The sequence below is a fragment of the Corynebacterium sp. HMSC055A01 genome (assembly GCF_001809405.1).
GTDB classification, from domain to species: Bacteria; Actinomycetota; Actinomycetes; order Mycobacteriales; family Mycobacteriaceae; genus Corynebacterium; species Corynebacterium hesseae.
Window position 1 is genome coordinate 80,996 of record NZ_KV797586.1, and the last position, 24,523, is coordinate 105,518.

The 24,523-nt window shown below is 63.7% G+C and carries 26 protein-coding genes; 21 read left to right on the forward strand and 5 right to left on the reverse strand.

Annotated elements, in window-relative coordinates; all coding sequences use genetic code 11:
* The first annotated feature begins 89 nt into the window (after positions 1-89).
* The 20 genes from HMPREF2604_RS07865 to HMPREF2604_RS07960 all read left to right on the forward strand — a co-directional run bounded on the left by HMPREF2604_RS07865 (position 90) and on the right by HMPREF2604_RS07960 (position 19,237).
* Positions 90-3,221 (forward strand): translation initiation factor IF-2 N-terminal domain-containing protein, encoded by a 3,132-nt coding sequence (locus HMPREF2604_RS07865; protein WP_070564651.1) that lies wholly within the window; start codon positions 90-92, stop codon positions 3,219-3,221.
* 201 nt (positions 3,222-3,422) lie between these two features.
* Positions 3,423-3,728: a 50S ribosomal protein L21 gene (gene rplU, locus HMPREF2604_RS07870; RefSeq protein ID WP_010190885.1), complete on the forward strand. Its 306-nt coding sequence runs from the start codon at positions 3,423-3,425 to the stop codon at positions 3,726-3,728.
* 43 nt (positions 3,729-3,771) lie between these two features.
* Positions 3,772-4,050, forward strand: a complete 279-nt coding sequence (gene rpmA / locus HMPREF2604_RS07875) for a 50S ribosomal protein L27 (RefSeq protein WP_070519487.1) — start codon at positions 3,772-3,774, stop codon at positions 4,048-4,050.
* A 158-nt stretch (positions 4,051-4,208) separates the two neighbouring features.
* Complete coding sequence (obgE, locus tag HMPREF2604_RS07880; RefSeq protein ID WP_070564654.1) at positions 4,209-5,738, forward strand: GTPase ObgE; 1,530 nt, start codon at positions 4,209-4,211, stop codon at positions 5,736-5,738.
* 19 nt (positions 5,739-5,757) lie between these two features.
* Complete coding sequence (gene proB / locus HMPREF2604_RS07885; protein WP_070564657.1) at positions 5,758-6,990, forward strand: glutamate 5-kinase; 1,233 nt, start codon at positions 5,758-5,760, stop codon at positions 6,988-6,990.
* Positions 6,990-7,919: a D-isomer specific 2-hydroxyacid dehydrogenase family protein gene (locus HMPREF2604_RS07890; protein ID WP_070564660.1), complete on the forward strand. Its 930-nt coding sequence runs from the start codon at positions 6,990-6,992 to the stop codon at positions 7,917-7,919. The genes proB and HMPREF2604_RS07890 overlap by 1 nt, the downstream gene beginning before the upstream one ends.
* Positions 7,920-7,934: 15 nt before the next feature.
* Positions 7,935-8,840: a D-isomer specific 2-hydroxyacid dehydrogenase family protein gene (locus HMPREF2604_RS07895; RefSeq protein WP_070564664.1), complete on the forward strand. Its 906-nt coding sequence runs from the start codon at positions 7,935-7,937 to the stop codon at positions 8,838-8,840.
* Entirely contained in the window at positions 8,840-9,346 is a 507-nt protein-coding gene (locus tag HMPREF2604_RS07900; RefSeq protein ID WP_070525723.1) for a DUF1707 SHOCT-like domain-containing protein, read from the forward strand. The genes HMPREF2604_RS07895 and HMPREF2604_RS07900 overlap by 1 nt, the downstream gene beginning before the upstream one ends.
* Positions 9,347-9,422: 76 nt before the next feature.
* Positions 9,423-10,691 (forward strand): glutamate-5-semialdehyde dehydrogenase, encoded by a 1,269-nt coding sequence (locus tag HMPREF2604_RS07905; protein ID WP_070564667.1) that lies wholly within the window; start codon positions 9,423-9,425, stop codon positions 10,689-10,691.
* Between the two features lie 173 nt (positions 10,692-10,864).
* Positions 10,865-11,785, forward strand: a complete 921-nt coding sequence (locus tag HMPREF2604_RS07910) for a cutinase family protein (protein ID WP_070564671.1) — start codon at positions 10,865-10,867, stop codon at positions 11,783-11,785.
* A 10-nt stretch (positions 11,786-11,795) separates the two neighbouring features.
* Entirely contained in the window at positions 11,796-12,653 is an 858-nt protein-coding gene (locus tag HMPREF2604_RS07915) for a cutinase family protein (RefSeq protein WP_070564674.1), read from the forward strand.
* Positions 12,646-13,263 carry a nicotinate-nucleotide adenylyltransferase gene (nadD, locus tag HMPREF2604_RS07920; protein ID WP_070530460.1) on the forward strand — a complete coding sequence of 206 codons (618 nt, stop codon included), beginning with the start codon at positions 12,646-12,648 and terminating at the stop codon, positions 13,261-13,263. Before HMPREF2604_RS07915 ends, nadD begins: the two co-directional genes overlap by 8 nt.
* A gap of 107 nt (positions 13,264-13,370) precedes the next feature.
* Positions 13,371-13,838 carry a ribosome silencing factor gene (rsfS, locus tag HMPREF2604_RS07925; protein ID WP_070530462.1) on the forward strand — a complete coding sequence of 156 codons (468 nt, stop codon included), beginning with the start codon at positions 13,371-13,373 and terminating at the stop codon, positions 13,836-13,838.
* Entirely contained in the window at positions 13,835-14,533 is a 699-nt protein-coding gene (locus HMPREF2604_RS07930; RefSeq protein WP_070564677.1) for a histidine phosphatase family protein, read from the forward strand. The genes rsfS and HMPREF2604_RS07930 overlap by 4 nt, the downstream gene beginning before the upstream one ends.
* Positions 14,533-15,321: a DegV family protein gene (locus HMPREF2604_RS07935; protein WP_070564680.1), complete on the forward strand. Its 789-nt coding sequence runs from the start codon at positions 14,533-14,535 to the stop codon at positions 15,319-15,321. The genes HMPREF2604_RS07930 and HMPREF2604_RS07935 overlap by 1 nt, the downstream gene beginning before the upstream one ends.
* Positions 15,322-15,425: 104 nt before the next feature.
* Complete coding sequence (locus HMPREF2604_RS07940; protein WP_070519513.1) at positions 15,426-16,028, forward strand: ComEA family DNA-binding protein; 603 nt, start codon at positions 15,426-15,428, stop codon at positions 16,026-16,028.
* Positions 16,025-17,275 carry a ComEC/Rec2 family competence protein gene (locus HMPREF2604_RS07945; protein ID WP_070519515.1) on the forward strand — a complete coding sequence of 417 codons (1,251 nt, stop codon included), beginning with the start codon at positions 16,025-16,027 and terminating at the stop codon, positions 17,273-17,275. Before HMPREF2604_RS07940 ends, HMPREF2604_RS07945 begins: the two co-directional genes overlap by 4 nt.
* Positions 17,272-18,219, forward strand: coding sequence for a DNA polymerase III subunit delta (gene holA, locus HMPREF2604_RS07950; protein ID WP_070519517.1), 948 nt, complete (start codon positions 17,272-17,274; stop codon positions 18,217-18,219). The genes HMPREF2604_RS07945 and holA overlap by 4 nt, the downstream gene beginning before the upstream one ends.
* Positions 18,220-18,230: 11 nt before the next feature.
* Entirely contained in the window at positions 18,231-18,599 is a 369-nt protein-coding gene (locus HMPREF2604_RS07955; RefSeq protein ID WP_070530472.1) for an ankyrin repeat domain-containing protein, read from the forward strand.
* Complete coding sequence (locus HMPREF2604_RS07960) at positions 18,596-19,237, forward strand: LysE family translocator (RefSeq protein WP_070519522.1); 642 nt, start codon at positions 18,596-18,598, stop codon at positions 19,235-19,237. Before HMPREF2604_RS07955 ends, HMPREF2604_RS07960 begins: the two co-directional genes overlap by 4 nt.
* Here the strand turns inward: HMPREF2604_RS07960 and HMPREF2604_RS07965 are convergent.
* The 4 genes from HMPREF2604_RS07965 to HMPREF2604_RS07980 form a co-directional block, all read right to left on the reverse strand.
* Positions 19,234-20,412 carry a type II restriction enzyme gene (locus HMPREF2604_RS07965; RefSeq protein ID WP_246818399.1) on the reverse strand — a complete coding sequence of 393 codons (1,179 nt, stop codon included), beginning with the start codon at positions 20,410-20,412 and terminating at the stop codon, positions 19,234-19,236. The genes HMPREF2604_RS07960 and HMPREF2604_RS07965 overlap by 4 nt on opposite strands.
* Entirely contained in the window at positions 20,405-21,214 is an 810-nt protein-coding gene (locus tag HMPREF2604_RS07970; protein ID WP_070564686.1) for a DNA adenine methylase, read from the reverse strand. Before HMPREF2604_RS07970 ends, HMPREF2604_RS07965 begins: the two co-directional genes overlap by 8 nt.
* Positions 21,215-21,478 (reverse strand): 30S ribosomal protein S20, encoded by a 264-nt coding sequence (gene rpsT / locus HMPREF2604_RS07975; RefSeq protein WP_070564689.1) that lies wholly within the window; start codon positions 21,476-21,478, stop codon positions 21,215-21,217.
* Positions 21,479-21,596: 118 nt separating this feature from the next.
* Entirely contained in the window at positions 21,597-22,118 is a 522-nt protein-coding gene (locus tag HMPREF2604_RS07980; RefSeq protein WP_070519531.1) for a type II toxin-antitoxin system PemK/MazF family toxin, read from the reverse strand.
* Positions 22,119-22,136: 18 nt separating this feature from the next.
* On the opposite strand from HMPREF2604_RS07980, the gene lepA reads away from it, so the two are divergent.
* The gene (gene lepA, locus HMPREF2604_RS07985) at positions 22,137-23,984 is read left to right on the forward strand and encodes a translation elongation factor 4 (protein ID WP_070519533.1); all 1,848 of its coding nucleotides are present in this window, start codon (positions 22,137-22,139) and stop codon (positions 23,982-23,984) included.
* 125 nt (positions 23,985-24,109) lie between these two features.
* On the opposite strand, the gene HMPREF2604_RS07990 is transcribed toward lepA, so the two are convergent.
* Positions 24,110-24,319, reverse strand: a complete 210-nt coding sequence (locus HMPREF2604_RS07990; protein ID WP_070530478.1) for a hypothetical protein — start codon at positions 24,317-24,319, stop codon at positions 24,110-24,112.
* Positions 24,320-24,523 lie beyond the last annotated feature (204 nt).

Genomic DNA, 24,523 nt, shown 5'->3' on the forward strand with positions numbered 1-24,523 from the left:
TACAGATGATGAGAATTTTTCAAAGACTCACCACCGTGTGGCGGCAACCTGCGCCCGGGGTGAGCACAACGTCAGGAGATTAGCCACTGATGGCATCCAAGAAGAAAACAAAAGAAGAACGTATTGAATCGACGTTGGCCGCGGCTGTAGCGGGGATTGACCGCGAGGCACTCGCCCCCAAGACTCGCCTTTATGCCTTGGCCAAGCAAATGGGCGTGGCCTCCAAGGAATTGGTGGCCCAGTTCGCGGAGATGGGAATCAAGAAGTCCGCACAGTCCACACTTACGCCGGAAGAGGTGAGCCAGCTTATCGACGCCCTCGTGCCCGCCACCGAGGGCACCGACCAGGCTGCAACCACGGCCGATGCTGAGCAGACCCCCGAAGCACCTGTCGAAGAAACTACTGAAGCCCCGGCTGAGGAAAAGCCGGAGAAAACCGTGAAGAAGAAGCGCGCCAAGCGTGCGGCGAAGCGCGTGAGCAAGGCAGGCAAGAAGGCTGAGTCGAAGGGGCAGGCAGAGGAAGCCGTGCCGACACAGGATGCTGAGCAGGCTGCGGAGCCGGAGCAGCTGAGCGAGGAAGAAGAAAAGCTGCGCGAGCGCGTGCGCAAGAACGTTGATAACGAGATTTCGCAGATCGTCGACAAGGTCGATGCCGAAATGCTGCACGAGGCGCTCGCCGAGGCCGGTGATAGCGACGAGGACGAGGACCTCACCCCGCTGATCACCCCGATGGCTGAGGAAGACCCGGACGTGTACGACTTCGCGCCGGTCTTCATGGCGCCGAAGATCACTCCGCTGGCCAAGCGCCAGAAGCCAGAAAAGCGCGAGGAAGAAACCGAGGAAGATTCGGCGCCGTCGAACCAACCGCGTGGTCGCCGTCGTGGCAGCCGCGGAACCTCCCGCGGCCGCGGGGCGGAAAGCCGCGGGCCAGCCCGCGAGGAAGTCGAGCGCATTGAAGAGCCGAAGGCTATCAAGGGCTCAACCCGCATCGAGGCGCAGCGCCGCCGCCGTGCGGAGCTGCGGGAGAAGGGCCGCGAGCGCCAGCACATCGTCTCCCAAGCGGAGTTTCTCGCGCGCCGCGAGTCTGTAGAGCGCACCATGGTGGTGCGCGATAAGCAGCGCACCGACGGCGCGGGCATCATCACCCAGGTCGGTGTGCTGGAGGATGATCTCCTGGTCGAGCACTTCGTCACTACGGAGACGCACCCCTCCCAAATTGGCAATATCTACTTGGGCCGCGTGCAAAACGTGCTGCCCTCGATGGAGGCAGCCTTCGTCGATATTGGACAGGGCCGAAACGGTGTGCTGTACGCAGGCGACATCGACTGGCGCGCATTGGGTATTGGCGGACGCGGCCGCAAGGTGGAAAACGCCTTGAAGTCCGGTGATCAGGTCCTAGTTCAGGTGGCCAAGGATCCCATCGGCCACAAGGGCGCGCGCCTGACCACCCAGATTTCTTTGGCCGGCCGCTTCCTGGTGTATGTGCCGGGCGGGCGCAGCGCGGGGATTTCCCGCAAGCTGCCGGCGCCGGAGCGCAAGCGCCTTAAGGGGATTCTGGAGCGCGTCATCCCGGGGGATGGCGGCGCCATCATTCGTACCGCAGCGGAGAACGTGTCGGAGGAGGACATCGCGTCCGACGTCAACCGCCTGCACTCCCTGTGGGAGGACATTAGCGCCCGCGCCGCGCACGAGAAGGCAACGAAGGGTGCCAAGCCGGTCACCTTGTACGAAGAGCCGGACCTGCTCATTAAGGTCGTGCGCGACCTTTTCAACGAGGACTTCAGCACCTTGGTTGTGGACGGCAAGCGTTCCTACAACACGGTCAGCGCCTATGTGGACTCCATGGCGCATGACTTGGCGGACCGCGTTGTGCGCTATGACGCCCGCGACCACGATGGCGAGGATGCCTTCAGCGCCTACCGCATTGATGAGCAGCTGCAGAAGGCCCTGAGTCGCAAGGTGTGGCTGCCGTCTGGCGGCACCCTCGTCATTGACCGCACTGAGGCCATGACGGTCATTGACGTCAACACGGGCAAATTCACCGGCTCCGGTGGCAACCTCGAGGAGACGGTGACCCGCAATAACCTCGAGGCGGCCGAGGAGATCGTGCGCCAAATGCGCCTGCGCGATATCGGCGGCATGATCGTCGTGGACTTCATCGATATGGTGCTGCCGGAAAACCAGGACCTTGTGCTGCGCCGCCTCAAGGAAGCGCTGGGACGTGACCGGACGCGCCACCAGGTTTCTGAGGTCACCTCACTGGGCCTGGTGCAGATGACGCGAAAGCGCGTGGGCACAGGCCTCATCGAGACTTTCTCCACCGAGTGCGAGGCCTGCCATGGCCGGGGAATCATCATTCACGAGTACCCGGTTGATGAGGATGCCGAGGAGGAGAATTCGAAGCCGCAGCGCCGTGGCCGCAAGGAGCGCCGCGCACCGCAGCGCGATCCGAAGCAGCACCCGGCTGCCGTGCGCATGCACCGCGACGAGGAGGAAGCCGCCGAGCACGAAACTGCCACAGAAAAGGAAACGTCGCGCGACGACGAGTCCTCCTTGGAGGAGCTCGTGGCCAACGTGGTCGTCGTCGACGAGGACGAGCCGGATACCCCGGATAGCGCCTCCATTGGCTATGCCGTAGCGGAAAGCCTGGACGCGAAGCGCTCGAAGCCGAAGTCGAAGGCGAAGCGCTCGCGCAAGCCGCGCCGGGCAACGCGCACCTTCCGGGAGCCACAACGCGAGGAGACGAGTGAGAGCTCGCGCGCGAAGCACGGCAAGCGCGATGAGCACGCCGCTGCGGAAAAGGCATCCACGCAGCGCTCGGAGCAGACCTATGACGAGGCCGTCGAAGCCTTTGAGAAATCACCGCGCCGCAAGCGCCGCACGCGCGGAAATTCCCGTTCGGATGTTCGCCCGAAGCGTGAAGACTTCGCGCAGGACGAGGCCCCGGCCAAGGACGCTCAGCTAGCCACCTCTAAGAAGGCGGCCAAGGCTGAGCGCAAGGGCGCGGAGTCGGGCGAGAACACGAGCGTGCGAGCTACCCGCGGTCGCGGCCGCCGCCGAGTGGTGCGCAAGATGGCACAGAGCCAGTCCACCCTGGCGTCGAATGATCGCGGACAGGGGAGCGAGGCGCAGCGGCGAGAGTCTTCCGCACAGACCACAGCGTCGAAAGCGCGAAAGGGCGGGCGCGGGAGGCGTCGAGTAGCACGGCGCAGGTCGCGCTAGAAAAGGCGTTTTGCCTTTTCGCCCCCTCACGGGGTAGTCTTTGACAGTCGCTGTTTAGACCATGAATGCGCTCGATGGGACGCGCTGCGGTTCCCGCACGTCTCTCGCGGATGTGGTTCTAAACGCCAATGTCCAATGTCCATTCGTTAGCGGCACCACCCAGCTGCTAGCGAGCCGAGTTTAGATAAGGGGTAGCCCTCTATGTACGCGATCGTCAAGACCGGCGGAAAGCAGTACAAGGTTGCTGAAGGTGACCTCGTCAAGGTCGAGAAGATCGAGGGTGAGCCGGGTTCCTCCGTTGCTCTCACCCCGGTTCTGCTCGTCGATGGCGCAACCGTCAAGTCGAAGGCTGCAGACCTGGAGAAGGTCTCCGTCTCCGCTGAAATTGTCGAGCAGGGCAAGGGCCCGAAGATCGACATCCTCAAGTACAAGAACAAGACTGGTTACAAGCGTCGCCTTGGTCACCGTCAGCCGGTGACCACGCTGAAGATTACCGGTATCAAGTAAGCCTTAACCGGCTCTAATTCATCCCTGAAGGAGGGGAAACCACATGGCACACAAGAAGGGTGCTTCCAGCTCCAGCAACGGTCGCGATTCCGAGTCCAAGCGCCTCGGCGTTAAGCGCTTCGGTGGTCAGCAGGTTAAGGCCGGCGAGATCATCGTGCGTCAGCGCGGCACCAAGTTCCACCCGGGTGAGAACGTTGGTCGCGGCGGCGACGATACCCTGTTCGCTCTCGCGGCAGGCTCTGTTGAGTTCGGCGTCAAGCGTGGACGTCGTCTGGTCAACATTGTTCCGGCCGAAGAGGTTGTTGCAGAAGCAACTGCCTAAGAGCTTCATGGCGTAATCCCGAGCTTTTCGCTCGGGATTTTGTCGTTTTTACGCGGCCGGCGTGGCGGGGGAGCGTGGAGAAAACTAAAGGGGCGTTGCTTCAGATCCCCGCAGTGCTCAACTAGGACGGTATGCCAGGAACCGTTAGACTAGCGGGCATGGCACGATTCATTGACCGAGTGGTTTTGCACTTGCAGGCAGGCGACGGCGGACACGGCTGCGCCTCCGTCCACCGCGAAAAATTTAAGCCGCTCGGCGGGCCCGATGGCGGCAACGGCGGCCACGGCGGAGACATCCTGCTGGAGGTCTCAACCCAGATCCACACCCTCATGGATTTCCACTACCGCCCGCACCTGAAGTCCGGCCGCGGCGGCAACGGCGCCGGTGACTGGCGCAACGGCGCGCGCGGCGAGGACCTCATTCTCGAGGTCCCTGAAGGCACCGTGGTCTATACCGAGGACGGGGAGATGCTCGCGGATCTCACGGTCCCGGGAACCCGTTTCGTGGCCGCGGAGGGTGGTTTCGGCGGGCTTGGTAACGCCGCGCTGGCCTCCGCCGCCCGTAAGGCTCCGGGCTTCGCCCTGCAGGGCGAACCGGGCCAGGCGCGCGACCTCATTCTCGAGCTGAAGTCCATGGCGGACGTCGGCCTCGTCGGTTTCCCCTCCGCGGGCAAGTCCTCCCTCATCTCCGTCCTTTCGGCAGCCAAGCCGAAGATCGGTGACTATCCCTTCACCACCCTCCAGCCCAACTTGGGCGTGGTGGACATGGGCTACGAATCCTTCACCATGGCGGATGTCCCGGGCCTCATCCCGGGGGCCGCCGAGGGCAAGGGCCTAGGCCTCGACTTCCTGCGACACATCGAGCGCACAGCGGTTCTCGCCCACGTGGTGGATACCGCCTCCATCGAGCCGGGCCGCGATCCGCTCTCCGACATCGAGGCGCTCGAGACCGAGCTGGCCAAGTATCAAGAGCTCCTGGAGCAGGACACCGGCCTCGGTGACCTGCGCGAGCGCCCGCGCGTCATCATCCTTAACAAGGCGGATGTTCCCGAGGCAGAGGAGCTCGCGGAATTCGTCAAGGGAGACCTCGAGGAGAAGTACGGCTGGCCGGTCTTCATCATTTCCGCGGTGGCGCGCAAGGGGCTAGAGCCTCTCAAATACAAGCTGATGGAGATGGTGAAAGAACACCGCAAGTCACAGCCCAAGGCGGCGGTGGACAAGAACCACACCATCATTCAGCCCAAGTCCGTGGGCAAGAAAAAGAAGGGCTCCTTCGCCGACTTCACCGTCCGCCCCGACCCCGAGGTGGAGGGCGGATTCATCGTCGAGGGCGACAAGATCGACCGCTGGATTCGCCAGACCGACTTCGAAAACGACGAGGCCGTGGGCTACCTTGCGGACCGCCTGGCCAAGGCCGGTGTCGAGGAAGAGCTGCACCGCCAGGGCGCGGAGGAAGGCTGCCCGGTCACCATCGGGGACATCACCTTCGAGTACGAGCCGATGGCCGGTGGCCGCGCCACCGACGCGGGCCGCGGACAGGACGGCCGCCTCATGGGCACCGACCGCGTCTCCGCCGCCGAGCGCAAGCGCGCCTCCCAGGCGCGCCGCGGCCTCGTGGACGAGTTCGACTTTGGCACGGACGGGGAAGTCACTCGCGAGTCCGCGAACCGCGATCGCTGGCAGGGTTAGCCCGGTATACTGAGCCGGTATGTCATCCGAACACGACAACCAGCTCGACTATCCTCTCCCCCTCGAACCCTTCGAGGGGCCGACCCCGGACGTGGACTACCCGGAGACCACCACGCTATCGGAAAAATCCAGCGGTTTCTCCTCGCCGCTGCGCGAGGAGATCTCTAAAGCCAAGCGCATCGTCATCAAGATCGGATCCTCGTCGCTAACGCGCGATGACTTCGTGACTTCCACCGAGAAGATCGACAAGATCGTCGACGCCGTCTGCGCACGCATGAACGTCTCCGACATCATCATCGTCTCCTCCGGTGCCGTGGCCGCCGGAATGGGCCCGCTGGGCCTGACCACGCGCCCCACCGATTTGGCCACCAAGCAGGCCGCCGCCGCGGTGGGCCAGGTGCACCTCGCCTACGAATGGGGCGTGTCCTTTGCCCGCTATAACCGCACCATTGGGCAGGTGCTGCTGACCGCGTCGGACGTCGGCAAGCGCGATCGCGCCCGCAACGCCCAGCGCACCATTGACCGTCTGCGCCAGATGCGCACGGTGCCCATCGTCAACGAGAACGACACCGTGGCCACCTCCGAGATGCACTTCGGTGATAACGACCGCCTTTCTGCGCTCGTGGCCAATCTGGTCGGCGCGGATGCCCTCTTCCTTTTCTCTGACGTGGACGGCCTCTACGACAAGAACCCGGCCGAGCCGGACGCCAAGTTTGTGGAGGAGGTGCGCACCGGCAAGGATCTCAAGGCGGTCGTGGCTGGTGACGGCGGCAAGGTCGGCACCGGCGGCATGGCCACGAAGGTCTCCGCTGCCCGCCTGGCCACGCGCGGCGGCATCCCGGTGCTGTTGACCTCGGCGGATAATATCGGGCAGGCGCTTGACGACGCCTCCGTAGGCACCGTCTTCCACACCCGTGAGGAACGCCGTCTGTCCGCGTGGAAGTTCTGGGCTCTGTACTGCGCGGATACCGGTGGCTCCCTGCGCCTGGACGAGGGCGCCATGGAGGCCGTGGTCCGAGGTGGAAACTCCCTGCTGGCCGTGGGCATTACCGACATTAAGGGCGAGTTCAACGCCGGTGAGATCGTGGACATCATGGGGCCCAAGGGCCAGGTCATCGGGCGCGGCGAGGTGGGCTATGACTCCACCACACTGCACAACCTGCTGGGCAAGCACACCGATGAGCTGCCGGAGGATATGCGCCGCCCGGTTGTCCATGCCGACTACCTGTCCAACTTCGCCTCCCGTATTTAATGCGTTATTTCATGGGCCCCGACGTGTGGGCGGCAACCGTGGCAGATATCGACGCCGCCGGGCACGAGCGTGTCGAGAGCTTGGAGGAAGCCGAGGTCTTTGTGAATACCGCCTCGGACCCGGCGCAGACCCCGGAGATCCCCGAGAACATCAAGTGGGTGCAGTACTGCTTCACCGGGGTCAACCGGCACATCGATGCCGGGCTCATCCGGCGGGATGGTCTGCCGTGGTGCAACTCCGCCGGCGCTTTTGCTAAGCCCGTGGCGGAATCTGCGCTGGGGCTCATGCTCTCCCAAGCGCACCACCACAAGGCTTTCGCCCTGGCGAAGTCCTGGTCGGTGGCGCGCGAGCTCGATGAATCCCAGGCTTGGCTCTATGAGCAGCAGGGGCCAACGCGCGTGCTCATCGTGGGCGCGGGAGGCATCGGCAAGCAGCTCATGGCCTACCTCGCGCCCTTCGGCGTACACATCACCGCGGTGAACCGCTCGGGCCGCCCGGTAGAGGGAGCGGACGTGACGCTGCCCATCGAGCGCGTCGACGAGGCCTGGTCTGAGGCGGATTTCGTCGTGAGCATCATGCCGGCGACGGCCGCCACGGAAGCCTTCTTCGACGCAGCGGTGTTCCGCGCCATGAAGCCTTCGGCGGTATTCGTCAACGTCGGCCGCGGTAGCACCGTGGTGACCGATGATCTCGTGGAGGCTCTGCGCACGGGCGAGATCGCCGGCGCGGGCTTGGAGGTCATGGACCCGGAGCCGCTCCCGGATGGCCACCCGCTCTACGATTTGCCCAACGCCACGCTGACGCCGCACATGGCGGCCTCGGATCACGTGGCCCAGTACCACCTGGGTGCTATCTTCAATGCCAACGCCGCCGCGTGGGAGCGCGGCGAGGATATGCCCACGCGCGTCGACCCGGACGCCGGCTACTAGCTAAGGAGGATGTGCATGAAGTACGCCATCGAACCACACCCCTGGGAGGAAACCATCGAGGTGCTCGACGCCGCGGGCTTTGAGCGCGCCCCGCTAGATGAGGCCTCCTTCCTCATCTACACCGGCGATGGCACCGACTTCCCGGACCCGCTGCCGGCCAACATTGGCTTCGTGCAGATTCCCTCGGCCGGCGTGGACCACGTGCTTGAAGTGATGAAGGGGAGCAGCGTGCCGTGGTCGAACGCGGCCGGTGTCTATGACAACACGGTGGCGGAATCCACCATCGCGCTGCTCTTGGCACAGCTGCATGCGCACCGTCGCGTGAACGGCACGTTTGATTCCTATGGGGAGATGGAGGCGCACACCTCCTACCTCTACGATGACAAGACGGTGGCCGTTATTGGTGCCGGTGGCATTGGCAAGCGTCTGATCAGCATGCTCTCCGGCTTTGGGCCGCGCATTATCGCGGTGAACCGCTCCGGCAATCCTGTTGAGGGCGCGGAGGAGACTTACCCGATTTCTGAAGTGGACAAGGTCTGGCCGCAAGCAGACTACTTCGTGCTCATCGCCCCGCTGACCGCGGAGACCCGCTACATGGTGGACGCGGAGGCTTTTAAGAAGATGCCGGAGCATGCCGTGGTGGTCAACGTGGGCCGCGGACCGCTCATTAACACCGAAGACCTCGTCGCGGCACTGGAGGCAGGGGAGATTGCGGGTGCGGCACTCGACGTCACCGACCCTGAACCGTTGCCGGAGGATCACCCGCTGTGGCAGGATAAGCGCGTGGTTATCACCCCACACATTGCCAATACGCAGCGCTCCGTGCGCGAAAAGATTGGCGCGCACACCGTCAAGGTGGCCAAGGCTTTCGCGGCGGGGGACAAGCTGCCTACTTTGGTTGACCCGCAGGCAGGTTATTAATGGAGAACCCCGATATTCGCGTTGGTGATGCGGAGCGCTCTGAGGCCCTGGAGCAGTTGAGCCAGCACTTCGTCAACGGTGCGTTGGGCCCCGATGAATTTGAGCAGCGCACCGGTGAGGCCGCCGCGGCGCGCACGCGCGGGGACGTTGAAAAGCTCTTTGCGGACCTGCCGGAGCTTTCCACCCCACGTGCTTCAGCACCTGCCACCCGCCACGAGGCGGAGTTGGAGGACATGCTCTCCCGCGGGCGCAAGGTGCAGATAGTGGATTCCGTCATCTGGTCGGTGGCGATGATCGCCCTCTTCCTTGGGCTTTTTGTCTTCGACTGGAGCTATTTCTGGATCTCGCCCGTCATCGCGTTCTTCGCTTCCTGGGCTGCGCGCGGGGTGCTGAAGTTCAGTGAGTCGGATGAAGAGCTCTTCGATGAGCTTTCTGAAGGGGAAAAGAAAAAGCGCGCCGAGCGCCTGCGTGCCGCGGCGGAGCGCCGCCGCGAACTTGGGGCCTAAAACTGGCGCTCATTAAGAACCCATAGCTGCACAGAATCCCTGACAAGCGGGCAGACCTTCCGTACGCTGGTATGGCATGAGCAACACTGAACGTGAAGAAGTTCTGTCCAAAGCCCGCGCTGCCAAGGCGGTGGCGCCGCAGTTCGCGCAGCTGCCCACCCCGCGCAAGAATGAGATCTTAAACCGCGCGGCCGAGAACCTCATCGCGCACACCGAGGACATCCTCGCGGCGAACCAGCTCGATATCGAGGCCGGCCGCGCCAATGGCATGTCCGAGTCTCTCATCGACCGCCTGTCGCTTGATGTCGCCCGCATCGAGGGTATTGCCGGCGGCCTGCGCCAGGTGGCCTCCCTCCAGGACCCGGTAGGGGAGATCCTGCAGGGCCGCACCATGGATAATGGCATCCAGATGAAGCAGGTCCGCGTACCGCTCGGCGTGATGGGCATGGTTTATGAGGCCCGCCCGAATGTCACCGTCGATGCCTTCGGTTTGGCCCTGAAGTCCGGCAACGTGCCGCTGTTGCGCGGCTCGAAGTCCGCGAAGAACTCCAACGCCAAGCTCGTGGAGCTCCTCCAGGACACCCTGGTGGAGTTCGATCTGCCGCGCGAAGGCGTGCAGCTTCTGCCCTGTGAGACTCACGATTCCGTGCAGGACCTCATCACCGCCCGCGGCCTGGTCGACCTGGTCATCCCGCGCGGCGGCGCGCGCCTTATCAACGCCGTTGTGGAAAACGCCACCGTCCCCGCCATCGAAACCGGAACCGGCAATTGCCACTTCTACGTCGACGCCTCCGCCGACCTGGACAAGGCCATCGACATGGTGATCAACGGCAAGACCCGCCGTCCCTCTGTGTGTAACTCGACGGAGTGCCTGCTGATCGACGCTGCCCTTGACGACGCCTCCAAGCTCCGCATCATCACCTCCCTTCAGGAGGCAGGGGTTACCATCCACGGCGATGTGAAGGAGCTTGAGGCCTTCGGTGTTAAGGACGCCGTGGAGGCAACCGACGAGGAGTGGTGCGAAGAATTCCTCTCCATGGATATCTGCGCCAAGGTGGTCGACGGCGTCAACGGCGCCATCGCGCACATTGCCGAGTACACCACCGGCCACACTGAGGCCATTGCGGCCCAGGATGCTGACGTGCTGCTGACCTTCGCCAACGAGGTAGATGCCGCAGCGGTCATGCTCAACGCCTCCACCGCGTTTACCGATGGTGAGGTATACGGCATGGGCGCCGAAATCGGCATCTCCACCCAGAAGCTGCATGCGCGCGGCCCGATGGCGCTGCCGGAGCTAACATCCACCAAATGGGTGCTGCAGGGCACCGGCCAGACCCGCCCCTAGGGACAGCTAGAAAAGCTACTCGAAAGCTACTCGAAAAGAATTTTTCGAGGCTGACCTGCGCAAAACAATCTACTCGAAAACTTTTCGAGTAGATTGTTTGCCTTGCGCGGGGTTCGTGCTGCGCGCCGGGGGAGCACTGGGTATTCTAAAGCGCGGTAATAACAAAGAACTGAATGGTGCCTTCTCCCATGCTGTCCCGCATTGCTTCCTCCGTGGCCGCCGCCGTCATGGCCGTGTCCGCCTTCATTGTCCCTCAAACCATCTCTGCACCCGCCGCGCACGCTGACGAACAGTGCCCCGCAGTGGTCGTCGTCGCCGCGCGCGGCTCTGGCCAAAACGGTCAGGTTTACCCCACGCAGTATTCGAACCAGGGCGGCCGCGCCTCCAATGGATGGGAGGGCGAATCCATCCGCGCCATGCTGCAGGGCGCCGAGGCACGCTACCAGGCCACTCACGGCGGAAATTCGCTGATGAAGGACGTCTACGTGCTGGGCCTGGAGCCGCAGTACTATCCGGCGACCTACCCGGAATACTCTGTTCCGAACGAGTCGGTTCCGAACACCGCGGCTGACCTCGTGCGCCTGGCCACGCAGTACGCCAACCCGGTCATCAACACCGCGGTCTCCGCCATCAACCAGTTCATGTACTCCGTGCAGACCGGCAATCGTGGCGTGACCAGCGCGATCAACAGCTATGAAGCCGCCACCGGTTGCCACCCGCAATACATCCTGTCCGGCTACTCCCAGGGCGCCATGATTCTGGCCAACCACGAGGTGGAACTGGCCCACCGCGGTCAGCTCGCTGGCGTCGTGACCTTTGGTAACCCGCTGACCCGTGCAGGGGACCCGGCCGTCGTCGGCGCAACCCAGGGCGCGGGCGGCCCGATGGGCTACTTCCCGCAGATGCGCGCCAACGTCAGCCGCGTGGACTACTGCCTGCCGCTCGACGCCGTGTGCGACCTCTCCGCCCAGACCCTCTACGCCGCCAAGCCCACCGGCGGCTCCCATGGCCAGTACTTCTTCACCAACCACCAGTGGGATAACCAGGTCTACGATTCCATCGGCCACATGGTAGATGGCGTCCGTTTCCGCTAAACAGGAAAGAATGAAGTCTCTTTCCTTTCGCGTTTCCTGTGCAGCTGCCGCCCTTGGCACGGCAGCGTCCCTTCTCAGCGCGCCGGTGGCCTCGGCGAGCGGTGTCGGCACGTGCCCCGACACCGTGGTGCTTGTCGCACGCGGTTCAGACCAGAACGAGGAGCAGGGCGAATACGTAGGTCCGCAGCGTTACTCCGAGCGTGCGCCGGAATCCACCGGCTTTGAGGGACGCAACTTTGCCGCCCTGTTCCATCAGGTAGAGCAGCGCCACCCCGGCACAATGGATGGCGTTTATGTTCTGGCTTTGGGGCCGGAGGCGTACCCGGCCGCGATGAACCTGCCGCCCTTGGCGCAGGAGGGTGAAGACCTGGGCCCGCTTCAGCTTGTGCAGCGAGCGCTCGGGATTCTCCAGGAACACTCCCTCGGGGAGATGGCGTATTCGGTGACGTTTGGAGCTGCCGATAGCCTACGCACCGGCGCCCGCAATGCGCCGAAGGTGGTGGACAACTATGAGGCCACCACCGGCTGCCACCCGCGTTGGGTAGCCGCTGGCTATTCGCAAGGAGCGCTCGTCGCGACAAGCACGGAGGAGTACCTCGCAGAATCCGGGCGCCTGCATGGTGTGCTCACCTTTGGCAATCCCTTGCACCAGGTGCCGTGGGCTAAGAACCGCACCGGGCTGCCGGCGCAGCGCTACGTCGATTATTGCCTGGAAGGGGATTTCGTCTGCGATTTCTCCCTCGACGCCGCTAACCGCGCCCTGGCCACCAAGGCTGAGCGCCATGCCTCCTATTTCTTGGCGGAGCCTTCCGGGCAGGACATGCAGGTCATCGACTCCGTGGCCGGTATACTCACCAGCCATGACTAGTCCGCAACGCATCGGCATCATGGGCGGCACCTTTGACCCCATCCATAACGGTCACCTCGTCGCCGCCAGCGAGGTAGCCCACCGTTTCCGCCTCGACACGGTGGTCTTCGTCCCCACCGGCCAGCCCTGGCAAAAAGCCGATAAGCAGGTCACCGCCGCCGAGCACCGCTACCTGATGACCATGGTGGCCACGGCGTCGAACCCGCGCTTTACTGTCTCCCGCGTGGACATCGACCGTGAGGGGCCCACCTACACCATCGATACGCTGCGGGATCTGCGCGGAATCTTCCCGGACGCCGAGCTTTACTTCATCACCGGCGCGGATTCGGTGGCCTCCATCATGAGCTGGCGCAACTGGGAGGAGATGCTGGAGATGGCTCACTTCGTTGGCGTGACCCGTCCAGGCTATGACCTGCGCAAGGACATGCTGCCGCAGGATTCCCAGGATGACATCGAGCTGATTGAAATCCCCGCCATGGCCATTTCCTCGACCGATTGCCGTGCCCGCGCGCAGCAGGGCCAGCCGGTGTGGTACCTCGTGCCGGATGGGGTGGTGCAATACATCGCCAAGAACCACCTCTATGGTCCGCACCCGGAAAAGCCCCTGTAACGTCTGCGCCTTTCCGGTAGTCGGGCGGGGGAATTCGACTAGGAAAATGAGCCTTGTCGTGTAAGACTAGAGTTCTTAAGCAGAAAAGTACTTGTGTAGGGATTGTCATGTCGATTACTGATGAAGCACGCCGCATGGCGGAAACCGCCGCCCTGGCTGCGGATGAGAAGCTGGCCACCAACATCGCCGCTATCGATGTTTCCGACGTGCTGGCGATTACCGAGGTCTTCGTCTTAGCCTCCGCCGATACCGAGCGCCAAGTGGCATCCATCGTGGAGGAAGTCGAAGACGAGCTGACCAAGCAGGGCTTCGAGCCCAAGCGCCGCGAAGGCAACCGCGAGAACCGATGGGTACTGCTCGATTACGGCCCCATCGTGGTCCACGTCCAGCGCAACGATCAGCGCGAGTTCTATGGCCTGGACCGCCTCTACCACGATTGCCCGCTTCTCGACATCCCCGGTATAGACACCCCGGAGCGCCCCGGCGAGTGGTCCAATGACGTCAACCCTCGCGACATCGACTCCTTCGATGAGCTTCCCCTGGCCCAGCCAGAGCCGGAAGACGACGAATTATGACCCGCCGCCTCCTCCTCATCCGCCACGGCCAGACCACCTATAACGCCACCGGCCGGATGCAGGGGCACCTGGATACCGAGCTTTCGGAAGCGGGCCACTCCCAGGCCCGTGCCGCGGCCGATCTGCTCGAGGGCAAAGGCATCACCGCTATTGTCTCCTCGGATCTCATCCGTGCCCGCGATACCGCTGAGATTATTGCTCGGCGCTTGGGGCTTGAGGTGTCCGTCGATAAGCGTCTGCGCGAAACCCACCTCGGTGAGTGGCAGGGGATGACCTCCGCTGAAGTAGATGAGCAGTTTCCTGGGGCGCGTGCGCTGTGGCGCCACGACCCCACCTGGGCGCCGCCGCAGGGCGAAAGCCGCGTCGATGTGGCCAACCGTGCCCGCCCCGTGATTGATGAGCTCATGCAGAATCACCCGCAGTGGGATGAGGGGGCTGTCCTCGTCGTCGCGCACGGCGGCGCCATTTCAGCGCTGACCTGCCACCTGCTGGGCTTGGAACACCACCAGTACGGGATCCTGTCTGGGCTGAAGAATACGCACTGGTCGCAGCTGACCGCGCGGCCCGAGTTTGATGCTGCACGGCCGCTGTCTCCGCTGGAATTCACCCCGGAGAACGTCGGCCGCGCCCAGTGGTACTTCGATGGCTGGAATATGGGCGGCGCCGTCATCGGGGGCGCGGGGGCGGACGTCTAGTGATCCGCGTTGTTACCGATTCCGCCGCGGGCTTGCCGGAGGATATCGTCGAGGAGCTCGGCATCTGCGTCGTGGATCTGCACGTCATGGAAAGCCACGGCAAGGATGGCGCGGAGCTGTCCACGTCCGGGCTGACTGCCCTTGAGCTGGCTGCTTTATACGGGCGGCAGATGGAGCGCTCCGGTGATGATGGTGTGCTGGCCATTCATCTGTCGAAGGAGCTGTCCTCGACGTGGTCGGCGGCGGTGACGGCCTCCGGAGTTTTCCCGAACAACGTGCGCGTTATCGATTCCGGCACCGCCGGGATGGCGATGGGCGCGGCTGCCATGGCGGCGGCCAGGCTTGCGCAGGAGGGCGCTTCCCTCGACGAGTGCTATGCCGCGGCCATCAACACCCTTGAGCGCGGGCACACCTTGGTCTACCTCAGCTCGACGGAGGAGCTTCGCCGCTCCGGGCGCATGTCCGCGGCCACGGCGATGCTGTCCACTGCGCTGCTGGCCACCAAGCCGATCATGGCCATTCAGGGCGGCAAGCTGGAGATGGTGGGCAAGACCCGCACCCAAACCAAGGCCTTTACCAAGCTGGTGGATCTGGTGGCCTCCCGCGCCGAGGGCAAGCCGGCCTTCATCGCGGTGCAGTACAACGAGGACAAGGTCTCAGCACGCCGGCTGGAGGACTTGCTGCGTTTGGCCCTGCCGGATTCCTCTTTCATGCTGGTGCCGCTTACCGACGTCCTCGCAGTCCACGTCGGCCCCGGAGCCATCGGCGTCTCCGCGGTCTTTAGCTGACGGCGGAGCCGAGCTAAAGACGTTGTTGACGTCTTCAACAAGTTATCCACAGGCTGCGGCTTAAGCCCTCGACGGGGGTGTGGACGCTGCGTAGCGTCGCGGGCATGAACGCCATTGCTGATCGCCTCCGCGACCTCACCCGCCCGACCGGGGAAGAAGAACTGCTCAACGTCGACTTTCCGCGCGTGCGCGTCCCGCCCTGGTTGGCGCTGGCTGTTGTGGGCGTGGCTGGCGTTGCACTTCTGGCCTGGCTGGGGGCGAGCCGCAGTGCGGAGAACCCCTATGAGGTTGCCGCGCCGAGCAGCGAGGCAGCGGCGGATATCGTGGTTGCGGTCGTGGGTGAGGTAGAGCAGCCCGGGCTGGTGACCTTGGCGCCGGGCGCGCGCATTAACGACGCCCTCGAGGTGGCGCGCCCGCGCGTGCCCACCGATAACCTCAACCTGGCGCAGAAGCTTAACGACGGCGAGCAGATCACCGTCGGCGCTCCACCCGCTGCCCCAGGCGCTGCGGCCGAAGACACTATCTCCCTCAACTCCGCCAGCGAGGAGGAGCTGACGGAGCTTCCGGGTATTGGCCCGGCCACGGCGGCGGCGATCATCGCGCACCGCGAGGAGATCGGCAGCTTCACCACCGTGGAGCAGCTCATGGACGTCTCCGGCATTGGGCCGGCGAAGTTCGCCAAGCTGAAGGACAAGGTCCGGCCGTGAGAGAACTGCGGCTCGTGCCCGCCGCGGTGGTGGCGTGGCTGGCCACGCTCGCCGTGCTTTTCGGGCATCCGTGGTTGTTGGGCGGGCTGGTGTGTTTCGCGCTAGCGCGCGGTCAGTGGCGCGGGCAGGGCATCCTATGTGCGGCGAGCGGAGTCATCTTCGCCACCCTGGCTTATGTGCGCTCGGTGCGCGCCGCGGCGTTCCACTTCGGCTCGGAGGTGACGGGAAAGCTTGCAGCCGACCCGGTTCAGACGGCATCCGGGTGGATGGTGCGCCTGCGCGTGCCGGGCTACCCGGCGCAGCTGCCCGTCTTCCTCAAGGAGGAACCGGAGGCCTTCGGCGGCTCGCTGGTGACGGTGCACGGTCACCCCGGCCCCTCGGATCAGGTAGGGGTGGGCACAACCGTCTTTAGTGGTGAGCTCACCGCGCACGCCCACAGCTGGACGGCGACGGTCGCAGAAAACTTCCGCGCCGTGTGTGACAACGGCCTCATCCCCGGCATGGTCTTGGGCGATACCAGCCTGCAAAGCCCCGAGGATAAGCAGCTCTACATCGACACGGGTCTATCGCATTTGAGTGCTGTGTCCGGCTCCAACGTTGCCATCGTGTGCACCGCGGCCGCGTTGGTGGTGCCGGGGCAGCGGGTGAGAGTGGGGGCGTCGGCAAGCGCGTTGGCGTTGTTCGTGGCACTTGTGGGGTGGGAACCCTCCGTCCAGCGCGCCACCGTCGCCGGGCTGGCGGGACTGGCGGCGGTGCTCAGCTCCTCGAAGATGGAACCGCTCCATGCCCTGGCTCTTGGCGTGCTCTTTCTGCTCGCGGCGGACAGCGACCTAGCGGTCAGCTTCGGCTTCGCGCTCTCCGTCGCGGCCACCGCCGGCATCGTAGTACTCAGCCCGCTGCTATTGCGGGTGCTGGGCACGGGCATCGTGGCCCGGGCCTTTGCGGTCGCCATCGCCGCGGACATCGTGACCATGCCGCTCATTGCGCTGATGAGCGGGCGGGTCTCGGTGGTGTCAGTCATTGCCAACGTGCTGGTGGCCCCGGTCGTGCCTATTATCACCGTCGTGGGGCTCATCGCCGCCGTCCTGGCGCAGGTGGGGTGGGGCAGGCCCCTGGTGATCCTTATTGAGCCGCTGGCGGATTGGATCCACTTCGTCGCCTCCTCCATGCCGGTGACCACCGTGGCGGCGGGGCCCGTCGCGATGCTCCTACTTGGCGGGTGGGTCATTGCGGCGTTGCTAAGATGACAGGCATGTCTTCTGCCCCCGTGCACCTCATCCTCGGTGATGATGAATTCCTGGCCGAGCGCGCCCGCCTGTCCATCCAACAAGGTGAGGTAACCAAGCTCAAGGCCTCCGAGGTCAGCGAGGGCGAAATCCTGGAAGCCACCAGCCCCTCCTTGTTTGGGGAGGACCGCGTCATCGTCATCAGCGACGTGGAGAGGGCCGGCAAGGAGGTCACGAAGATCCTCCTCGACGCCTGCGCTAACCCCATGCCCGGTATCACGCTCATTTTGATGTACTCGGTGACGGCGAAGACGCTGAAGAAAAAGAAGAAGCCGCCGGAGCTCATCGCGGCGCTGCGCAAGACGGCCGAGGTGCATGAGGTCTTTTCCCTCTACCCGAACGAGCTCGCGCAGTGGGCTACGCGTGAGTTCGCCTCGCATGGGGTGCGGCCTACACCGGATGTGGTGCAGGCGCTTCTCGACGGCGTCGGCTCCGACCTCCGCGAGCTCGCCTCCGCCATCTCGCAGCTCGTCTTCGACACAGGCGGCAAGGTGACCCGCGAGGCGGTGCACGCGTACTACGTAGGTGTGGCCGAGGTGGCCAACTGGGATATCGCGGATGCCGCTGTGGCAGGCCGCGTGGAGGCGGCGGTGTCCACGTGCCGCCGCGCGCTGCAGTTGGGGGCGAGCCCCGTGGCCATTGCATCTGCCCTGGCGAACAAGGTGGGCAACATCGCGCGCCTCTACACCGCGCGCGGGGATCAGTATTCCCTGGCCTCCCAGACCGGCATGGCGCCCTATGCCATCAAGCTCACCCAGCCGGTGGCGCGGCGCTGGTCGGGAGAGAATATCACCAAGGCCGTGATCCTCATGTCGGAGCTGGATGCCGCGGTCAAGGGTCAGGGCGGGGACGAGGACTTCGCCATCGAGGCGGCCGTTAAGCGGGTGGCGGAGCTGGCGCGCTAGACTAACCCTCCATGGATGACATCCAGAACTTTGCCACCAAGCTTTTCGATTTTGCCCGCAACGGCGATGCCACGCTGCTCGAGTACATCAAGCAGGGCGTCAACGTGGACATGGTGAACCAGGACGGGCAGTCCTTCATCATGCTCGCCGCCTACCACGGCCATGCGGAGCTGGTGCGCCAGCTCGCCGCGGCGGGTGCCGACGTCAACCTCCTCAACGATCGCGGCCAGTCGCCGTTGGCCGGGGCTATTTTCAAGAAGGAAGACGCGGTGATCGACGCCCTTCTCGACGCCGGCGCCGACCCCACTGCCGGCCAGCCAAATGCCCTCGACTCGGCTCGCATGTTCGGCCGTGAGGATCTTCTCGAGCGCCTGTCATGAGCTGGTCCGCGTTTGCGGCCATCCTCCTCATGAACCTCGTCGGCGCGGCGGCACCCGGCCCCGACATTGTGCTGGTGACACGCTATGCCACGCGCTCGCGCCGCCACGCCATCGCGGCGTCGACGGGCATTCAGGTCGGCGTGCTGTTCTGGTGCACGCTGACTGTGTTTGGCGCGGCCGCTTTGCTGACCGCCTTCCCGGGAGTTCTCTCCCTGATTCAGGTGATTGGCGGTTGCTTCCTCGTCTTCATGGGCGTGCTGTCCATTCGCTCCGGGCTAGAGCTGCGCAAGCAGCCGCCGGTGGATGAGGAGGAGGCCGCCGCCCGCTTGGGTTCGGTGGGCAAGGTCTTCCGCACGGGGTTGGCCACCAACCTGTCCAACCCAAAGATCGTGCTTTTCCTCGCCGCCATGATCGCCCCGCTGCTGCCGCCGCACCCGCCGGTGTGGCTTTCGGTGGCCTTGGTGTTGAGCCTGTCCCTGTCGAGCTACCTGCTCTTCGTTGTCCTCTCGGCGGTCATCTCGACCCGCGCGATCCGCCGCCGCCTGTTGGCCGCCGGCCCGTGGATCGACATCGGTTCCGGTGCCTTCTTCGTGGTGGCCGGCTGTGCGTTGGTGTGGGCCGGTATCCAGGCCGCCTAGGACTGATCGAGTAGTTCTTTGAGCCACTGGGACCACGCCGCGACCGTGGCGGAGCGGCGGCGTAGGGTCGTCTCACTCAGGCCAAGGTTGGCCGCGCGCATGAACCCGGCCGCCTCGGCCTTGCTCAGCGCGCAGTGCTTATCGACGACAAACCGCACCATCTCCCGGAACACCGGCCGCGAGGCCAGCGCCTCAACGAGGGCGAGGTTGCGCTCGTCGCGCGTGCCGCTGAGCTTGGTCAAACCTAAGTAGCGGGCGGCGTTGGTGTAGTAATCAGCCTGGCGCGGGGTAAAGCCGAAGGCCTCGGGCATCTCCGCCTTCGGCACGGGGTTCTCCAGCAAGCTGATGACGCGGGCAAAGGAATCCGCCTGGGGGAAGGGAACGCGTGTGCCGTGGACCTGCGTGTGCTCCAGAACCTCGCGCACCGCCGCATCAGTCACACCGGACTCGCCCAAAACGTAGCGCGCCGCGCTCACCAGCTCGATGCTGCGGAAGTCCTCCGGCTGCCTAAACGCGTAGCGGTAGAAGTGAAAGATGCCATTGGAATAGACCAGGTACACCGGCACCACTTCTTTATCCAGTGCACGCGAGAAGCGGCGGAAAGGGAAGTAGAGCTGACGGATGTTGAAGTCGGGGGAGATGTGGTTCTTCGCCTCCACGAGCACGAGGTGCTCGGCGGATTCGAAGCCGGCGTCGATCTCCATCTGGGCGCGGTCCACCTCGATATCGCGTCCGCCGACCCGCATGGGCAGCGTGAGCGTCGACATGCGCCCGCTGACGGTCGGTACCAACTCACCGCCCAAGAAATCATCGAGCATGCCGCTTAAGTGTGCTGCGGTCAACGCTGCGGCCTCCGAGGTCAAGTTCTCGAAGTCAATGGACTGGATGTGCCCCGGAACCGGCATCGACTTCAGCGGCCCGGCCTCCTCCGGGAAAGGCTGGTACAGGTCAAAGCGGCCAATCAGGTAGGCATCGCGGCGAATCGGCAGCATGGACAACCCGTGCTGGCGAAGCACCTCGGGGCGCGCGGCGGAAAAATCGTGCTTGGCCATCAACCGCGGCTCGCGCCCGGAAAGCTCCTTGAGCTTCGCGGCGGGCAACACCACATAGCCCTGGTCCGCGATGTCGGCGGCGAGGTGGGGGTAGACGAGGTCCCAGGCGGCGTCGTTAAGCATAATTGCGCACGAGCACCTCATCGACCTTGCCGCGCTTCGACGCCACGGAATTCACCGCGCGCGTAGCGCCGACAATCTCGACGCGATAGTCCGCGTACAGCTCCTTGATGAAGTCCGTCGCCGAATTCGACAGCAGGAACTTTACCCCGCGGGCATTAAGGGCATCGCAGGTTTCCTTCAGCCGAATCTGGTCCGCGCGCCCAAAACCACCCGACTGGTAGCCGGTGAAATTGCTCGTGGGGTTGACCGGATCATAGGGCGGGTCGAAGTAAACGAAATCCCCCTCATTGGCCTCCACCGCGGCGTAGTCGCCGTTAAAAAACGTCACGTCGTGGGAGGACAGGTACTCCGATACAGCGCGCAGATTGGGCTCATCACAGATCTTCGGGTTGGCGTAGCGGCCAAACGGGGCGTTGAACTGGCCCGAGTTATTCACCCGATAAAGCCCGTTATAACAGGTCTTATTGAGATAAATCGTGCGTGCAGCCCGCTCGACGGGGCTCAAATGCGCAAAGCCTGGCTCGCGGTCGCGGGCGCGCATTTCGTAGAAGAAATCCGAATCATTCGGATAGCCCTTCAACAGAGCGATGAGCTCGTCCACATCATCGCGGACCACTTCGTAGACGGTGATGAGCTCAGTGTTCAGGTCATTGACCCGGGCGCGTTCGGGGGCCAAAGAAAAAAGAACCGCTCCGCCGCCCAAGAAAGGCTCGACATAAGCGTCGAAGCTCTCGGGCAGCATGGAGTGGATAACGGGTAGTAGCTGACGCTTTCCCCCTACCCACTTCAGGAGCGGTTTCATTTAGGACATCTTGTTGAAGGCGGTGGCCATGCCGGACTTCTTGTTAGCCGCGGTGTTGCGGTGGAAGACGCCCTTCGACACGGACTTGTCCAGTGCGCGGGAAGCAACGCGCAGCTGCTTCTCAGCGGCAGCCTTGTCGCCAGCGGCGACGGCCTCGCGGAACTTGCGGATCTCGGTACGCACGGCGGAGCGTACGGACTTGTTGCGCTGACGAGACTTCTCGTTGGTCAGGATGCGCTTCTGCTTGGACTTGATGTTTGCCATCGTTCTACCTCTTATCGTCGTAGGAATGCTTTACCGAGGAAGGCGGACCCAAGGTCCTGACCGCCAGCGTGCCCCGGCATCCCAAAAAATTTATCAGGGCGCAGGTTAAATCCCCAAATCACGCCCAGTGATAGCGGGAGCGCAGGCGGTTGGCAATGCGCTCGAAGCGCCGCTCCGGGAAGAGCGTGCCCTGCCGGCGGCACTGTTCTTCCGAAATCTCCAGCACTCGATCCATCCGCACCCAGCATTGCCGGCCGGTTTCATCCCACTCGCCGGTGCCGATATCGAGCCACTCTTCTTTGTTCGCGTGACCCGGGTTGGAGGAGATGAGAAGGCCGAGCACCGTGGTGCGCGTGCGGGAGACAATCAGCACTGCGCGCTCACGCGGCGGGGATTGCTTGCCATCGGAAGGCGCCCACACCCACACGACCTCCCCGGAGTCAGCCTGCCCGTCCATGTCGGGGGTGAAGAAGACGCTGCGCGGGTGGGCGGAGGCGGCCTCGACGCGGATATCGGCGGCCTTGCGGGGTTCCGTCACGGAATCGTTTTGGTTCAACCCCAAGCGTTCGGTGATGCGCTCGAGGCCGGCGTCGACAGGCTCGGGGCCTCCGATGCCGAGAATGCGGGCCAACCTAGACATGTCGTCTATTCTAAACGCATGTCTACAAACTTCGCGGCTACTACGTTTACGGATCCGTCCAAGATCCGAAACTTTTGCATTATCGCCCACATCGACCACGGCAAGTCGACGCTGGCTGATCGCATCCTGCAGTTGTCGCAGGTGGTGGAGGAGCGCGACATGCGCGACCAATACCTCGACAACATGGATATCGAGCGCGAGCGCGGCATCACCATTAAGGCCCAGAACGTGCGCCTGCCCTGGATTCCCCAGTCCGGTCCCCTGAAGGGGGAGGAGATCGTCATGCAGATGATCGATACTCCCGGCCACGTGGACTTCACTTACGAGGTCTCCCGCGCGCTGGAGGCGTGTGAGGGCGCCATCCTGCTTGTCGACGCCGCCCAAGGCATCGAGGCCCAAACCCTGGCCAACCTTTACCTGGCCATGGAGAATGACCTGGAGATCATCCCGGTCCTTAACAAGATTGACCTGCCAGCGGCCGACCCGGAGAAGTACTCCCTGGAGATCGCCCACATCATCGGCTGCGAGCCGGAAGAGGTGCTGCGCGTCTCCGGTAAGACCGGCGAGGGCGTGGCGGAGTTGCTGGACAAGGTTGCGGAGCTTGTCCCGGCGCCCACCTCCGAGTTCGGGCCCGATGCCCCGGCCCGTGCCATGGTCTTCGACTCGGTCTACGACACCTACCGCGGCGTGGTGACCTATATCCGCATGATGGACGGCAAGCTCACCCCGCGCCAGAAGGTCACCATGATGTCCACGGGCGCCAACCACGAGCTTCTGGAGGTGGGCATTGTTTCACCGACCATGCAGAAGTGCGAGGGCCTAGGCCCGGGCGAGGTGGGCTACCTCATTACCGGCGTAAAGAACGTGCGTGAGACCAAGGTGGGTGACACGATTACGTGGGCGTCGAATGGCGCGAGCGAGCCGCTCAAGGGCTACGCCGACCCGAACCCCATGGTGTACTCGGGTTTGTTCCCGATCTCCCAGGCAGACTTCCCGGACTTGCGCGATGCGCTGGAAAAGCTGCAGCTTAACGACGCCTCCCTCACCTTCGAGCCCGAGACCTCCGTGGCCCTGGGCTTCGGCTTCCGCTGTGGATTCTTGGGCCTGCTGCACATGGAAATCACGCGTGACCGTTTGGAGCGCGAGTTTGGATTGGACCTGATTTCCACCGCCCCGTCGGTGACCTACCGCGTGGTGGCAGAAGACGGCGAGGAATCGTATGTGCACAATCCCTCCGACTGGCCGGCGGGCAAGCTGCGTGAGGTTCACGAGCCGATTGTGAAGATGACCATCATCGTGCCGGAGGAGTTTGTGGGCCCGACGATGGAGCTGTGCCAGTCCAAGCGCGGCCAGATGGGTGGCATGGACTACCTGTCTGAGGACCGCGTGGAGCTGCGCTACACCATGCCGCTGGGTGAAATCATCTTCGACTTCTTCGACATGCTGAAGTCCCGCACCAAGGGCTACGCTTCCCTCAACTACGAGGAGGCCGGCGAACAGCTGGCGGACCTGGTGAAGGTGGATATCCTGCTCAACGGTGATCCGGTGGATGCCTTCTCCGCGATTGTGCACCGTGATTCCGCGCAGTGGTACGGCAATAAGATGACGAAGAAGCTCAAGGAGATCATCCCGCGCCAGCAGTTCGAGGTGCCGGTCCAGGCGGCCATCGGCTCGAAGATCATCGCGCGTGAAAACATCCGCGCGATGCGCAAGGACGTGCTGGCCAAGTGCTACGGCGGCGATATCTCCCGTAAGCGCAAGCTGCTGGAGAAGCAGAAGGCCGGTAAGAAGCGCATGAAGTCCATCGGTTCCGTTTCCGTGCCGCAGGAGGCCTTCGTGGCGGCGCTGTCCACGGACGCCGACTAACGCATCGAGCACCTCCGGTACCGGTCGGGCCACCATCACTGTCTGGAGCTATTGGTGCTAATCAGGGCGAACTTGCGCTGTTGGAGGCTGAAAGCGCCCGGTTTGATATGGCGCTTTCAGCCTGCCTACTGGGCGTTAAAGGAGTAGCCGCCGGTGAGCTGATTGTGGATTGTCACCGAGTAGTCCTGGCCGTTGGCGGTGGCGCCGTCCACAAGCATGGCGAGCTCTTGTGAGTTGTAATAGCGGCTTAGACCCACGTAAATAATAAGCAGGAGGATGCTGCCCGCGACTGCGATTGAGGTGGCAATCTTCCACACGCTTACTTGGTTAGTCACGAGTAGTCCTTTCATGCGTGAAAACTTCGGTCACTGTAGCTACTAGTACGATAACAAGTCTTTTATGTGCACGGTATTGAATTAGAACCAGTGCACCCACTATTCCGGGGAAGTTCAGGCAGGGATCACCGGTTTTCGTCTCAACCTGTCCTAGGCCGACGAGTGCGCTGACTTAAGGATCACCGATGTGCCCGCGTGCCTTGA